12 protein-coding genes are annotated in these 13,508 nt (G+C 61.7%); 9 read left to right on the top strand and 3 right to left on the bottom strand.

What is annotated here, in order from left to right:
• Positions 1 to 44: 44 nt before the first annotated feature.
• Both ACYF6X_RS10495 and ACYF6X_RS10490 read left to right on the top strand, forming a co-directional pair.
• Positions 45 to 563: a hypothetical protein gene (locus ACYF6X_RS10495; protein WP_049202527.1), complete on the top strand. Its 519-nt coding sequence runs from the start codon at positions 45 to 47 to the stop codon at positions 561 to 563.
• A 148-nt stretch (positions 564 to 711) separates the two neighbouring features.
• Entirely contained in the window at positions 712 to 1,137 is a 426-nt protein-coding gene (locus ACYF6X_RS10490; RefSeq protein WP_049204172.1) for a universal stress protein, read from the top strand.
• A 43-nt stretch (positions 1,138 to 1,180) separates the two neighbouring features.
• On the opposite strand, the gene ygjK is transcribed toward ACYF6X_RS10490, so the two are convergent.
• Together ygjK and ygjJ are read right to left on the bottom strand one after the other, a co-directional pair.
• Positions 1,181 to 3,556 carry an alpha-glucosidase gene (gene ygjK / locus ACYF6X_RS10485; RefSeq protein ID WP_130017918.1) on the bottom strand — a complete coding sequence of 792 codons (2,376 nt, stop codon included), beginning with the start codon at positions 3,554 to 3,556 and terminating at the stop codon, positions 1,181 to 1,183.
• 17 nt (positions 3,557 to 3,573) lie between these two features.
• Entirely contained in the window at positions 3,574 to 4,644 is a 1,071-nt protein-coding gene (ygjJ, locus tag ACYF6X_RS10480) for a protein YgjJ (RefSeq protein ID WP_130017919.1), read from the bottom strand.
• Positions 4,645 to 4,980: 336 nt separating this feature from the next.
• Between ygjJ and ebgR the strand changes: the two genes are divergently transcribed.
• The 7 genes from ebgR to ACYF6X_RS10445 all read left to right on the top strand — a co-directional run bounded on the left by ebgR (position 4,981) and on the right by ACYF6X_RS10445 (position 12,611).
• Positions 4,981 to 5,961, top strand: coding sequence for a transcriptional regulator EbgR (ebgR, locus tag ACYF6X_RS10475; RefSeq protein WP_063989566.1), 981 nt, complete (start codon positions 4,981 to 4,983; stop codon positions 5,959 to 5,961).
• Between the two features lie 170 nt (positions 5,962 to 6,131).
• The gene (gene ebgA / locus ACYF6X_RS10470) at positions 6,132 to 9,221 is read left to right on the top strand and encodes a beta-galactosidase subunit alpha (protein WP_130017920.1); all 3,090 of its coding nucleotides are present in this window, start codon (positions 6,132 to 6,134) and stop codon (positions 9,219 to 9,221) included.
• A complete protein-coding gene (locus ACYF6X_RS10465) occupies positions 9,218 to 9,670 on the top strand; it encodes a beta-galactosidase subunit beta (protein ID WP_063989568.1) in 453 nt (150 codons plus the stop codon). The genes ebgA and ACYF6X_RS10465 overlap by 4 nt, the downstream gene beginning before the upstream one ends.
• A 54-nt stretch (positions 9,671 to 9,724) precedes the next feature.
• A complete protein-coding gene (locus tag ACYF6X_RS10460) occupies positions 9,725 to 11,227 on the top strand; it encodes an amino acid permease (RefSeq protein WP_063989569.1) in 1,503 nt (500 codons plus the stop codon).
• Between the two features lie 104 nt (positions 11,228 to 11,331).
• Positions 11,332 to 11,646 (top strand): ArsR/SmtB family transcription factor, encoded by a 315-nt coding sequence (locus ACYF6X_RS10455; RefSeq protein ID WP_063989570.1) that lies wholly within the window; start codon positions 11,332 to 11,334, stop codon positions 11,644 to 11,646.
• Positions 11,643 to 11,972: an SRPBCC family protein gene (locus ACYF6X_RS10450; protein ID WP_063989571.1), complete on the top strand. Its 330-nt coding sequence runs from the start codon at positions 11,643 to 11,645 to the stop codon at positions 11,970 to 11,972. Before ACYF6X_RS10455 ends, ACYF6X_RS10450 begins: the two co-directional genes overlap by 4 nt.
• A 114-nt stretch (positions 11,973 to 12,086) precedes the next feature.
• Positions 12,087 to 12,611 (top strand): ATP-dependent Clp protease proteolytic subunit, encoded by a 525-nt coding sequence (locus ACYF6X_RS10445; protein WP_460925784.1) that lies wholly within the window; start codon positions 12,087 to 12,089, stop codon positions 12,609 to 12,611.
• A gap of 6 nt (positions 12,612 to 12,617) precedes the next feature.
• On the opposite strand, the gene ACYF6X_RS10440 is transcribed toward ACYF6X_RS10445, so the two are convergent.
• Positions 12,618 to 13,484 carry a hypothetical protein gene (locus tag ACYF6X_RS10440; protein ID WP_130017921.1) on the bottom strand — a complete coding sequence of 289 codons (867 nt, stop codon included), beginning with the start codon at positions 13,482 to 13,484 and terminating at the stop codon, positions 12,618 to 12,620.
• Positions 13,485 to 13,508: the final 24 nt, after the last annotated feature.

The following is a 13,508-nucleotide window of genomic DNA, read 5'->3' as shown; positions in this document are numbered from 1 at the left end:
TGGCCCGTGAGGGCAGACTGGGTACTGAAACGAAGGAAAAGACAATGCGATTGAACACTTGGAGCAAGGCGCTGCTGCCGCTGGTGGTGTTGGCCTGCGTCTCGGCGACTCAGGTTCGGGCGGCGGAGAGCGATACCGGGCCGATCCCCAAACAGCTGCTGGGCAACTGGCGCGTCAGTAAAATTGTGCCGACCCAGACCACCGGCTGCTGGGATCAACAGCAGGCGCAGAGCCTGATCGGCGGCAAAATCAGCTACAAAGCGGATGCGTTCAGCTGGAACGGCACGGCGCTGAAAAGCGAAGGGGCCACCGTCAGCACCGTAGAAGCGCAGGAGTTTGTCGAGGACAATTCCGGCAGCAGCTCCTACATCGATTTCCCGATGCTGGGCATCAGCACGCCGTCGGTCGAACGCGTGGCCATTCAGCACGCGGATACCGCCATCAAAGGCATCACCGATCAGGGCACCGATGGGGTGCCCGGCGATAACGTGCTGGTGAAAGACGCCAACACGCTGATCCTGTCGCTGTGCAACGTCTGGTTTGAGGCGCAGCGCGAGAAGTAATTTTTTGCCTTCAGCCCCGGTAACGGGGCTTTCCCACCGCGTCGCCATCCGTCATACGCGCCATTTCTGAACTAAAATTAACCATAACGATATGACCCCGGCGTGATATCGGAGCCTCGGCTCTACCGAGTCCATGACAGGAGGCGCTATGTGTTACCACCATATTGTCATCGCCACCGATCTGAGCGATGACGGCAAACGGCTGGTCGAAAAGGGGGCGCTGCTGGCGGAGGCGCTGCAGGCCAAACTCTCGCTGATCTATGTGGACGTTCACTACGACACCTACCACGCGGCGATCGGCTTTTCGGAGCGCAGCGATAACGGCGTGCCGTTCGAAGAGAAGATCCGCAAAGAGCTGGAGCCCACCACGCAAAACGTCAATTACCCGATCGCGGAAGTGATTATCGGACGCGGCGGCTTCGTTGACGAACTGCGCACGGCAGTCGTGGATAAGAACATCGATCTGCTGGTGTTCGGCCATCACCACGATCTGTGGAGCAACCTGTTTTCTTCCACCCGCAATGCCATCAACCAGCTCAATATCGACGTACTGGTGATCCCGATCCGCTCATAAACGCGGGCCACCGCCGGGCAACGATGGCGGTGGCCGCAGCGGCTTATTGCGTGAAGAAGTCGTTATACAACATGTACAGGTGCGCCGCGCTCCAGGAGAAGTTCGGCGCGCCTTGCTGCTTGCCGGTGAGCGGGTTGTAGTTCTCGCGGATCGGCCCGTCGGCGACCAAGCCGTCGGCGTGGCGGAAGAAGGCCTGCGCCATTGCCACCGCGTCGTCGCGATAGCCGTAGCGCTCCATGCCCTTGAGGCCGAAATACAGCTGATCGACCCACACGCGGCCGCGCCAGTAGATGTCCGCGCCGAACGCCGGGTTGGTCAGCGCCGCGGTGCCGAGCGGCACGTAGGTATTGAACTCACGCGGATCCTTCATCACCCTGACCACCGCATCGGCGTGCGGCTGGCTGGCGGCGCCGTTGAACAGCGGCGACCAGCCTTCCGGCCCTTTGCCGCGTTCGACGATCGGTTTGCCGGCGCAGCCGTTGGCCAACGGCCGGCTTTCGATGCGGATGTCATAGAAGAAACCGCTCTGCTTGTCGAACATGCAGGTGTTGATGTAGGCCGCCAGCCGGTCGGCTTTGGCGCGGAAGGCGGCGGCCTCGGCGCCGCGGCCGAGAATATCGGCCATCTCCGCCAGATAGCGGTTGTCGCTGTACATATAGCTGGCCTGATCCACCGATTCCTGCAGCAGCGAGTAGCCGAGCAGCGTGCCATCCTGCGCGCGGTTTTCGGCGAATTTCACCTGCCAATCTTCGCGTTTGCCGCCCTGCGCCACGTAGCGCGCCAATTGATCCGGATCGATAAAGCCGAATACCGCCGCATCGTCGCGGCCCGACTCCCAGGAGGCGGCGGTCTGTGCCGGGATCTCGATGCTGTCGTACTGCCCCTCTCGCACGATGCGATCGTAATTGTCGAGGCCGGCCAGCGTTTGCTCGCGCTGCCCGCGCTTGACGGTAAACAACATGCGCCCGTCGGGGGTATTGTGCGCTTTGTCGCGAGTGGCGCCGTACTCTGGCACGCCGTTGCCGTTGTGATCGCGGTTGCGCAGCCACCAGTCATGGTAGGCCACCAGCTTCGGGTACATCTCCGCCAGCCAGCCCTTATCGCCGGTGACGCGATACACTTCCATCACCGCCCAGGCCGCCAGGCTCGGCTTGGTGTTGCGCTCGTTCCAGTTGCCGCCGTCGCCGCCGCGCTCCGGGCTGGGGTTGTAGGCGATAAGGTCGGGCAGAAAACCGGCGTCCCACGGGCGCAGGGTGTCGCCCGGCCGGATCTGGAAGGCGAATACTGCGCGAATGTTGTCCTTGGCCACGTCCGGGTTGAAGTGCGCCATGGCGTAGGCCTGCTTCCAGGTGTCCCACGGCCAGGTTTGGTTGCCGGAGAACCAGCGCCCGGTCACCGACGGGGTGACCGAGTCGAACTTCATCGCCCCGGCTGCGCCGCGCCAGTTGCCGTTCAGCGTTTCCATCGCTTTGACCGCCACGCGGGTTTGTTCCGGCGTGGCGTGCGGGTTGCTGAGCCCAGTGGCGAGATAGCGTTCCCAACGCTGGGCCGACGCGGCCATATAGCGCTGCGGGTGAGCGAGGATATCGGCGATAGCGCGCTGTTCGCGCTGCGCCTCTTCGGCGGTGAGCAGGTGCGAGTAGGTGGTGTACAGGGTGGTGGAACCGGTGATGCGCGCCGTGGCGCGGAAGCGGTGGCCGTCGACCGTGGTACGCTGCGGCAGCGATTTGTGGATCTGATACTCGGACTGGCCCGAGGTCATCAGCTGCGACGGCGCGCGCACCTTGCCGAAGGTGACGCGCAGGCCGTCAGCGGTCGGCACAATGCGGCGCGTGTAGTCCGGAAACGCCTGCTCGAGGGTCGCCGGCGGCTGCGGTTTTTGCTCTTTGGCCGCGTAGCGCTCCAGCAATTCACCGTCCCACACCAGATCCAGCGGCGTGTCGGTCAGGATTTGGGTTTCCAGCAGCGAGGTGCGCGCAGCGGCGAAGCGCAGCGTCAGGTTGACGGTCACGCCCGGCGCGCTGAGCCGCTGCACCAGGGCGCCGGGCAGGCTGTAGGCCGTCATGGTGAAATGCACCGGTTTACCGTTTCGATAGACGCTGAGCCGATCGAAATTGTTGGCCATAAAGTTGATGTACTCTTCGGTCAGCAGCGCCGGGCCGGGGAAACCGCCCATGCCCTCCGGGCCGCCCGGCAACAGGTGACCGTGCCAGGCGCCGAGATCGAAGAACGGATTGAAGCGCTGGTGATCGTCGAAATCGTAATCGAGCATAAAGTGCGGCGCGCCGTGGCGGTCGATGACGTTTTTATAGCGCTCGGCCAACGGGGCGTCGGCGTCGGGCGTTTTCGGCGCACAGCCCGTCAGCGCTAACGCGAGGATGAGGGCAGTGGCCAGCGGGGTCAGGGGAGTCATGTTCATCGTAGAAGCCTCAACGGTTACCAATAGAAATATTGCATCAGAAACACCGAGTTGCTGGCATCGGTGCTGTCGTTGCGCATGAAGAATTTGCTGTCCAGCGCGGTGGCCAGTTTGCCGCCGGCGTATTCGTACCAGACGCCGAACTGGGCGTATGAGGTGGCGGTATCCGCCGCGTTATCAAACCGGTGGCGGGCGTAGCTGTAGGCGGTGGAGAGATACAGCCCTTTGGCGGTTTCCGTCATCGCGCTGAGCATCAGGCCCGACTCGCTGCCGGGATGGCCGCCGTTGTCGCCTTTGCCGGTGTGGTGCCAGACGCGGCCGGCCAGGTGCTGGCCGCGCAGCCCCAGCAGAAACAGCTGCCCCAGGCCGTCGGTCACTTCCAGGCCGGTCAGCAGCGTCAGATTGTCCTGCAGGTCGTACTGGGTGTAGCCGTTGACCATCGCCCGATAGGTATACTTGTCGGAATAGCGGTCGTATTTACCGAAGTGCAGCAGCGCCTTGCTCTCGTCGATGCGGCTTTCCGGCGCCGCCGTCACGCTGTAGCGAAAGCGCCCGGTCAGGTTTTGCAGCTTGGCGGCGTAGCTGAGATCGCGGGTATTGGGGATCACGTAGCCATACTCCGGCGTGAAGTCACCCCACCATTGCAAATCGTCGAGCGACGAATCGTTGCGCACGCTGAGCATCATCTCGGTGCCGTCGTCGGTGCGGTAACCGCCGTAAAAGCGGTTCAACCCACCCTCGAAGCCGCCCCAGCCGTGGTCCGGCGTCCAGGCGTGGCCCTGGCTGTCCGCCTGCACGGTCCAGCCTTCGCCGTAAATCAGCCCGAACCAGTGGCCCCGCTTGATCTCCAGGCCACCTTCGATATAGGTGCCGTCGCTGTATTGATGCTGATGTTCGCCGTTCAAATAGACGCTGCCGCCGATGCCGAGCTCGCCGTAAAAACGCAGGGCGGTCGCGGCGCTATCGGGTAGCGGCGGCGGAGGGAGCTGATTGCGCTCCGCCGGGGTAACCGGTTCTTGAGCCGCCCAGGCGGGTGCGCTAACGAGCAGCAGCAAGGGCAACAGGGCGTGATGGCTTAGTAGTTTCATGGGGCATAGGCCTGATGTTGGATGGTTCGGCACGTCAGCCGAGCGGCGGCTCACGCGAGGTCGCTCCCGGCTCCCTGGGAGAAGAGAAAAAGTCCGCCCTTATGGGCGGTAAACGGCAGGTATATTAGTAAAATATTTAGTAAAAAATACGCTTAAATCAGTAAAGCGTTAACTTGATCACAGCGGGCGAAATGGGTATCTTTCGCTGCAGGTGCCCGGCAACGGCTGGCATGAGCGTGCTCTGGCCCGATCTGGCAAGGAGAGGAGGCGGGCGGCGCTGTACGCCGCGGCGCTATCCGTTTAAGCTACCGTTTTTCGTCTGTGCATTGGGACTCTATGGCCACACTGAAGGAAATTGCTGAAGCCGCTAATGTGTCCGTCGCCACCGTTTCGCGCGTGTTGAATGACGACCCCACCCTGAGCGTGAAAGCGCAAACCCGCCAGAAGATCCTGGAAGCGGCGGAGCGCCTCGAATACAAGGTCGCGCCTTCCAAACGGCAAAGCGGGCAACGCCTGCATTTCGCCGCGCTGTTTACCTACACGCAGGGCGTGGAGATCAACGATCCCTATTACCTGGCGATGCGCTACGGCATCGAAACGCAGTGCGAAAAGCTGGGCGTGGCGCTGAGCGCCGGCTACGACTTCAACGGCGACAAGGCGCTGCCGGCGGCCGACGGCCTGCTGGTGATCGGCCGGCCACAGCCCGCGCTGTATGAGCAGCTCAGGCAGCAGGAAACGCCGGTCGTATTCATCGACGGCGTGGTGGAGGATGAGCGGTTCGACTGCGTCAATGTCGACCTGTACAAGATCAGCCGCAAGGTGATCGACTACTTCATCGGCCGCGGCTATCAGCGCATCGGCTTTATCGGCGGCCGCGACGATCCGGCCGGTATCGACCAGCGCGAACAGGCGTTCGTCGAGTATGGCCGGCAGCAAAACGTGGTGCGAGCGCAGGATATTTACCACGGCGATTTCAGCAGCCAGTCGGGCTACCAGTGCGCCAAAGCGATGTTGCAGAGCAAGAATGGCTATCCGCCGGCGCTGCTGGTGGCGACCGATTCGATCGCGATCGGCGTGCTGCGCGCGCTGCACGAACACGGCATTCAGGTGCCGGGGCAGATCGCGCTGATCAGCGTCAACGACATTCCCACCGCCCGCTTTATTTTCCCCGCCTTGTCCACGGTGCGCATCCCTTCGGAAACCATGGGCGCACAGGCCGTCAACCTGCTGGTGGAGCGGCTGCGCGATGAGCGCGCCGTCCCGCTGTCGATCTTCGTTCCCAGCTCGCTGCAGCTACGCGACACCACCGTCGCCTGACCGGCCCCCGCCTCGGCGGGGCGTTGCGTTGGCGCCCAAAATTAACGTCATGATAAAAAAAGGCATTTGAGATTTATTGTGATCCTGTCGTCATTTGGTAAATATCAACTGTAGTTTTTACTAAATATTTACTATCGTTTCCGCATTGCACAGGTGTCGGGAGACGTGACGTGAATAATTGGGAAAATATTGAAAAACAGTCGGAGCACCGGTTGGCGCCGCGCGCGAGCTTCTTCAGCTACGCGGACGCCGGGCAGGCGCTGAGCTTCGATCGCAACGCCAGCCGGCGCTTCCAGCTGCTGAGCGGCCGCTGGCGTTTTCGCTTCTTCGAGCACCCGGCGCAGGTGCCGGCGGCGTTTTACCGGGAGCCGATGAACGACTGGGGCGATATGGCGGTGCCGGGCATGTGGCAGTTGGAAGGGCACGGCCACCTGCAGTACACCGACGAGGGCTTCCCGTTCCCGATCGACGTGCCCTACGTGCCGACCAATAACCCCACCGGCGCCTATCAGCGCCACTTTACGCTCGACGCCGGTTGGCAAGATCAGCAGGTGCTGATCAAATTCGATGGCGTGGAAACCTACTTCGAGGTGTACGTTAACGGCAACTATGTCGGCTTCAGCAAGGGCAGCCGACTGTGCGCCGAGTTCGACATCAGCCCCTATGTGCGGCAGGGCGAGAACCTGCTGTCGGTGCGGGTGATGCAGTGGGCCGATTCCACCTACATCGAAGATCAGGACATGTGGTGGATGGCCGGCATCTTTCGCGACGTCTACCTGATCGGCCAGCGCGCTACCCACATTCACGACCTGACGCTGGTCACCACCTTCGATGAACGCTACTGCGACGCGCAGTTGGCGATCGACGCCGAGCTGCGCCATCTCGGTGTGCAGGCCGCCGAAGGCTGCCGCCTGCAGGCGCAGCTGTTCGACGGCGATCGCTGCGTAGCGGAGCAGTGGCGCGACGATCTGCGCATCGAGCAGGCGCTGAGCTGCCGTTTCGAACTGCCGGTCAGCCGTCCGCAGCAGTGGAATGCGGAAAATCCCTATCTGTATCAGCTGCTGCTCAGCCTGTATGACGGCGCCGGCAATCTGCTGGGCGTGGTGCCGCAGCGGGTAGGGTTCCGCGAGATCGCGGTACGTGACGGGCTGATGTACGTCAATGGGCGCTACCTCAAACTGCACGGCGTCAACCGCCACGATCACGATCACCGCAAAGGGCGCGCCGTCGATATGGCACGGGTGGAGCGAGACATCGTGCTGATGAAGCAGCACAACATCAACTCGGTGCGCACCGCCCATTACCCCAACGACCCGCGCTTTTACGAGCTGTGTGATATCTATGGTCTGTTCGTGATGGCGGAGACCGATCTGGAGAGCCACGGCTTCGCCAACGTCGGCGATCTAAGCCGCATCACCGACGATCCGCGCTGGGAGCAGGCCTACGTCGAGCGCATCGAGCGCCACGTGGCGGCGCAGAAAAACCACCCGTCGATCATCATCTGGTCGCTGGGTAACGAGTCCGGCTACGGCTGCAACATTCGTGCCATGGCCCGGCGCTGCAAGGCGCTCGATCCGACCCGTCTGATCCACTATGAAGAAGATCGCGACGCCGAAGTGACCGACGTGATCAGCACCATGTATTCCCGGGTGGCGATGATGAACGCCTTCGGCGAATACCCGCACCCCAAACCGCGCATCCTGTGCGAATACGCCCACGCGATGGGCAATGGCCCCGGCGGGCTGTTCGAATACCAGTCGGTGTTCAACCGTCACGCCAGTTTGCAGGGGCACTACATCTGGGAGTGGTGCGATCACGGCCTGCTGAGCCACGACGCGCAGGGGCGCGAACGCTACCAGTACGGCGGTGATTACGGCGACTACCCGAACAACTACAACTTCTGTATGGACGGCCTGATCTACCCGGACCAACGCCCCGGTCCCGGCCTGCGGGAATACCAGCAGGTGCTGTGCCCGGTGGAGGTGACGGCGGAAGAGGGCGCGGGTGACGTGCTGCGGGTGAAAAACCGCTATTGGTTCAGCTCGCTGGCGGACATCACGCTGAAGGTCAGCGTCAAGACCGACGGCCGCCAGGTGGCAAGTTACGAATTCAAGCTGCCGCATCTGCAGCCGGGCGAGAGCGAGGACATGCATCTGCCGGTGTTGGCGCTGGGGCCGGGGGAAACGCTGATCGACGTGGCGGTGCATAAGGACAGCGCCACCCGCTACAGCGAGAGCGACCAGCGGTTGGGGCATTATCAGCATCTGCGCCAGGCGGCGACGCGGCGACCGGCTCCACCGTTGGCCGATGCGCCGGCGCTGCAATGCCGCGAGGAAAACCATCAGCTGATCGTCAGCGGCGGCCGGTTCCAGCTGGCGTTCTCGCTGCTGAGCGGCGAACTGCAGTCGTGGCGGGTAGACGGTGAAGACGTGGTGGGACGAGCGCCGCGCATCACCTTCTTCAAACCGGTGATCGATAACCATAAACAGGAATATGAAGGGATTTGGCTGCCGCAACATTTCCCCATCATGCAGCAGCACTTCCGCCGCCTCAGCCGGCAATGGCAGGGCGAAGATCTGCTGCTCGAGGTGCACAGCCTGATCGCGCCGCCGGTGTTCGACTTTGGCATGTGCTGCACCTACCGCTGGTGCATCTCCCCGCAGGGCCACGTCAGCCTGGATCTGTCCGGTGAGCCTTACGGCGATTTCCGGCAGATTATCCCGAAAATCGGTCTCGATTTCGGCATCAGTCGCCGCTTCGAGCAGGTGGAATACTACGGCCGCGGACCGGGCGAGAACTACCGTGACAGCTGCCGGGCCAACCTCATCGGCCACTACCGGCAGCGCGCCGACGCGCTGTTCGAACACTATCCGTTCCCGCAGGACAACGGCAACCGGCAGGACGTGCGCTGGCTGAGCCTGCAGGACGCGGCGGGCAAGGGGATCTTCATCCAGCCGCGGCGGCCGATCAATTTCAGCCTGTGGCCTTACAGCGCTGAGATGCTGCACCAGGCCCAACACATCAACGAGCTGGAGCCGAGCGACTGCCTGACGCTGAACCTGGACGACCAGATCCTCGGTCTCGGCTCCAACTCCTGGGGCTCCGAAGTGCTGGATACCCACCGGGTCTATCTGGCGCCGTTCAGCTACGGCTTCACGCTAGTGCCGTTCGACGGGCGGCAAACGCAGGGCGCCGCGCTCGCCGGTTATGACTTCGCGCCCGCTCACCATCACCCGCAGTCTGCGGAGGAAAACGCATGATCATTCTCGAATCCCTGGCGGAGTTCCAGCGCATTTATCGCAGCGGCAAGAAGTGGCTGCGCTGTATGGAGGCGATCGCCAATGTCGATCGCATCAGCCCAAACGTGTGCCATTCGATCGGCGACTCGCTGACGTATCGGCTGAGCGTCGGCGCCGGCCGCCAGCACGGCTGGCTGGAGGGCAACCGCCGTTACTTCGACGTGCACTATTACCTCGAGGGGGAAGAGAGCGTCGAGGTCGCCGACAAACGGGCGCTGACGACGGTGGCGCCCTATCAGGACGAAACCGATCGCGAGTTTTTCAGCGGCGAAGGCGAGAAGCGCCGGGTCGGCAAGGGCAACGTGGTGATCTTCGAAAACCACCAGGCTCACCGCTTCACAGAAAGCGGCAAGGTAAAAAAAGTCATTTTAAAAGTGACGGTGGAAGACAGCTATTTCGTCAATAAATAGCGCGCTCGCCGATCACAACAAACCGAAGTCCCCTACACCATTCGGAGAATCTCTATGGCTGCGTCGAACAGAAACACCATCGGCAAGTTTGGCCTGCTGTCGATGACGTTTGCGGCAGTGTTCAGTTTCAACAACGTGATTAACAACAATATTCAGCTCGGGGTCGCCTCGTCGCCGGTGTTCCTGGTGGCGACGATCATTTACTTCATTCCCTTTTGCCTGATCATCGCCGAGTTCGTCTCGCTCAACCGCAATTCCGAGGCCGGCGTCTATGCCTGGGTGAAAAGCGCGCTCGGCGGGCGTTGGGCGTTTATCACCGCCTACACCTATTGGTTCGTAAACCTGTTCTTCTTCACCGCGCTATTGCCGCGCGTCATCGCCTACGCCTCTTACGCGTTTTTAGGCTATGACTACGTGTTTACGCCGCTGACCACGGCGATCATCAGCATCTTCCTGTTCGCCTTCTCGACCTACATCTCCAACAGCGGCGCGAAACTGTTGGGCCCGATGACCTCGGTGACCTCGTCGCTGATGCTGCTGCTGACGTTTTCCTACATCGTTCTGGCGGGCGCGGCGGTGCTGGGCGGCATTGAGCCGGCCGACCCGATCAACGTGCAGGCGATGACGCCGAACTTCAACTGGGCGTTCCTCGGCATTACCGCCTGGATCTTCCAGGCGGCGGGCGGGGCGGAATCTGTGGCGGTGTACGTGAACGATGTGAAAGGCGGCAGCCGCGCCTTCGTGAAGGTGATCATCGTTTCCGGGCTGTTCATCGGCGTGCTGTATTCGGTGTCTTCGCTGCTGATTAACGTCTTCGTGCACCGCACCGATCTGCACTTTACCGGCGGTACGGTACAGGTGTTCGAAGGCCTGTCGGCGCACTTCGGCCTGCCGACGGTGCTGATGAACCGCTTCGTCGGCATCGTCTCCTTCACCGCCATGTTCGGTTCGCTGCTGATGTGGACGGCGGCGCCGGTGAAGATTTTCTTCACCGAAATCCCGAAGGGCATTTTCGGCGAGAAAACCATTCGCCTGAACCGGCACGGCGTGCCGACGCGCGCCGCCTGGATCCAGTTTTTCATCGTTATCCCGCTGATGCTGATCCCGACGTTGGGTTCCAGCAGCGTGCAGGACTTGATGAACACGCTGATCAACATGACCGCCGCCGCCTCGATGCTGCCGCCGCTGTTCATCATGTTGGCCTACCTGAATCTGCGGCTGAAGTACGACCGGGTGGCGCGCGATTTCAAAATGGGCTCGCGCCTGCAGGGCATCGCCATCGTCAGCGTGCTGATCGCCATCTTCACCGTCGGTTTCTTCGCCTCGACGTTCCCGACCGGCGCCAGCATCATGACCATCGTGTTCTATAACGTCGGCGGGCTGGTGGTGTTCCTGGGTTACGCCTGGTGGAAGTACAACCGCTACTCGAAGAGCCTGAACGCCGAGGCGCGCTACCACGAAGATATGCCGCTGGCGCGTCTCGCGCTGGAGGCGCAGGAAGGGGCGCCGGCCGGGCAACCCGCGCTGGCCACGCCCGCTTGCAATAAGCCGCTGTAATCTCTCCTCTATCGGCTCCGCGCACCGGCGCGGAGTCTCGCTTCGCGGAAAAAATTCCTGCCCCGGCGTTTGCATAATACATAAGTGAATACTAATGTGTTTATATGAACGAAAATGACATCTTCAAAGCGTTGGCCGATCCGACCCGCCGCACCATCTTCGACAAACTCGCCGCCGGCAGCATGAACGCCAGCGCGCTGCGCGAAGGGTTGCCCATCAGCCAGTCGGCAATGTCGCAACACCTGGCGGTGCTGCGCAATGCCGGGCTGATACGCGAGGCGAAGCAGGGGCGCTGCGTCAATTATCAGGTCGACCCGGACGGGTTGGCGCAGATTGCCCAGTGGCTGGCGAAGTACCGCACCTGGTGGCCGGCGCGCATCGACGCGCTGCAAACCTTGCTAAAGGACATGGATCAATGAACAAACGGGCTGAGCCGCCGCCGCACGATCGGCTGGTATTGGAGTATGCGCTCGATGCGCCGCCGGAAAAAGTGTGGCGGGCGCTCAGCATTCCCGCGCTGCGCGAGCAGTGGCTGCCGACGTGCGACCTGGCGCAGGCCGATCCGCTGGCCACTACGCCGGGCGAGGCGGTGAGCTATCGCCTGCGCGACGACCAGCCGCCATTTCTCGAAAGCGTCGTGACGCTGCAGATCGTGCCGGATGCCGGCGGCGGCAGCCTGCTGCGTATTATTCACCAGCTTGATGCCGCCAACGACGGCCCGACGACGGTGATGCGCGCCGCCTGATGCGTTAAACACACTTCCCTTTGTTGCCAACCCAGGAGTTCACCGATGCGTGAGAAGATGATGCTCGTCCCAATGGTGGTGGAGTAGACCAGCCGGGGAGAACGTTCCTTTGATATTTATTCGCGTCTGCTGCGCGATCGGATCGTGTTCCTCAACGGCGAAGTCAATGACGACGTGGCCGAAATGCTGTGCGCCCAACTGCTGTTTCTGGAGGCGGAAAACCCGGAAAAACCGATCCACCTGTACATCAACTCGCCGGGCGGAGTGATCAGCAGCGGGCTGGCGATTTACGACACCATGCAGTACATCCGTGCGCCGGTGCATACCCTGTGCATGGGCACCGCGCGTTCGATGGGTTCGTTTCTGCTGATGGCCGGCGAACCGGGGCACCGCATGGCGCTGCCCAACGCCAGCCTGCACGTGCACCAGCCGCTGGGCGGCTTTCAGGGGCAGGCCTCCGACATCTTGATCCACGCCGAAGAGATGAAGCGCACCAAAGAGCGAGTGATTCGGCTTTACGCTCAACATTGCGGCCTGAGTGATGAGGCGGTGGAGCAGGCGCTGGATCGCGATCGCTTCATGACCGCCGACGAAGCGGCGGCCTGGGGGCTGATCGATAAGGTGCTGCGGGAGCGGTAAATCGGCTCAGCGGGGCTCGGCGGCCTGCGGCGTGTGCCAAACCCATTCAAGCCCGAATTCGACCATCGCGAAATAGAGGCTGAAATAGCGCTCTGCCATGATAAAGAACGAGCTGTTGAGTTCGATCACCACGTTATTGGTGGTGGTCAGCAGGCCCGATTTTTCCGCCGCCTGCAGAATGCGATTGACGTGCGCGCGTGAGACGGAGCACGACTTGGCGATTTTCGCCGAGGAGAGCAGCAGAAAGGGGGAGTCCTGCCGGATGCTTTCGATATGCAGCATCAGCAGCACCATGTGGCCGGCGTCCTTGCTGATAAACAGCCCGGATTGCGGCACCAGATCGATCAGGTAGATCTCCTTGAGCATCAACTGGCCGTAGGCGGCGAAAAAGGTGGGCAGAAAGTCGGGCGCCGCCAGCAGCGTCGAGATGGGCATCTGTGGCGCCAGCGCCTGATAGGGCAGTGCCATGGAGGCGATCAGCGCCTGGGTTTCCGCCAGCGCGTGCGGCGTAGGCTTATAGCGCAGCTGGCGTTTGTCATGTTCGCAGGGTTTGACCTCCAGCCGACGGCCGACCCGCAGAAAGAACAGAAAGGAGTCCAGGGAGTTCTCGCTGATCATGTTCTTTCCTTTAAAAAAGGCTTTGATGTCTTTCAGCCCGGCGGCGGGCTGGTGGTAGTAAATGGACAGGATGGTGGAACAAATGATGAACCGGCTGTTCCTGAAGATGATTTTGTAAAACAGCGGATGTTTCTTGTAGGTCTCTTTCAATAGCTCCCCGTGTTTGACGATGGCGGCGTGAAACGCCGGTGACTGCCTGATGATGTTGGCCTGTTTCTCCAGGTGAAACTGTAGCTGGAATCTGCTTAGACTCATTTTCCCTATTTCCTGTACTTAAAA

The sequence above is a fragment of the Serratia sp. ID 25-353 genome, assembly GCF_054792795.1.
The sequence above is the reverse complement of the archived record's forward strand: the minus strand, read 5'-3'. Positions and strand labels throughout refer to the sequence as shown.

Bases quoted from the DNA above. Each gene is read 5' to 3' on its own strand.
- ACYF6X_RS10455 (WP_063989570.1), top strand. From the start codon at position 11,332: ATGAACGAAAATGACATCTTCAAAGCGTTGGCCGATCCGACCCGCCGC.
- ACYF6X_RS10460 (WP_063989569.1), top strand. From the start codon at position 9,725: ATGGCTGCGTCGAACAGAAACACCATCGGCAAGTTTGGCCTGCTGTCG.
- ACYF6X_RS10495 (WP_049202527.1), top strand. From the start codon at position 45: ATGCGATTGAACACTTGGAGCAAGGCGCTGCTGCCGCTGGTGGTGTTG.
- ygjK (WP_130017918.1), bottom strand. From the start codon at position 3,556: ATGAACATGACTCCCCTGACCCCGCTGGCCACTGCCCTCATCCTCGCG.
- ACYF6X_RS10440 (WP_130017921.1), bottom strand. From the start codon at position 13,484: ATGAGTCTAAGCAGATTCCAGCTACAGTTTCACCTGGAGAAACAGGCC.
- ACYF6X_RS10465 (WP_063989568.1), top strand. From the start codon at position 9,218: ATGATCATTCTCGAATCCCTGGCGGAGTTCCAGCGCATTTATCGCAGC.
- ACYF6X_RS10450 (WP_063989571.1), top strand. From the start codon at position 11,643: ATGAACAAACGGGCTGAGCCGCCGCCGCACGATCGGCTGGTATTGGAG.
- ebgR (WP_063989566.1), top strand. From the start codon at position 4,981: ATGGCCACACTGAAGGAAATTGCTGAAGCCGCTAATGTGTCCGTCGCC.
- ygjJ (WP_130017919.1), bottom strand. From the start codon at position 4,644: ATGAAACTACTAAGCCATCACGCCCTGTTGCCCTTGCTGCTGCTCGTT.
- ACYF6X_RS10490 (WP_049204172.1), top strand. From the start codon at position 712: ATGTGTTACCACCATATTGTCATCGCCACCGATCTGAGCGATGACGGC.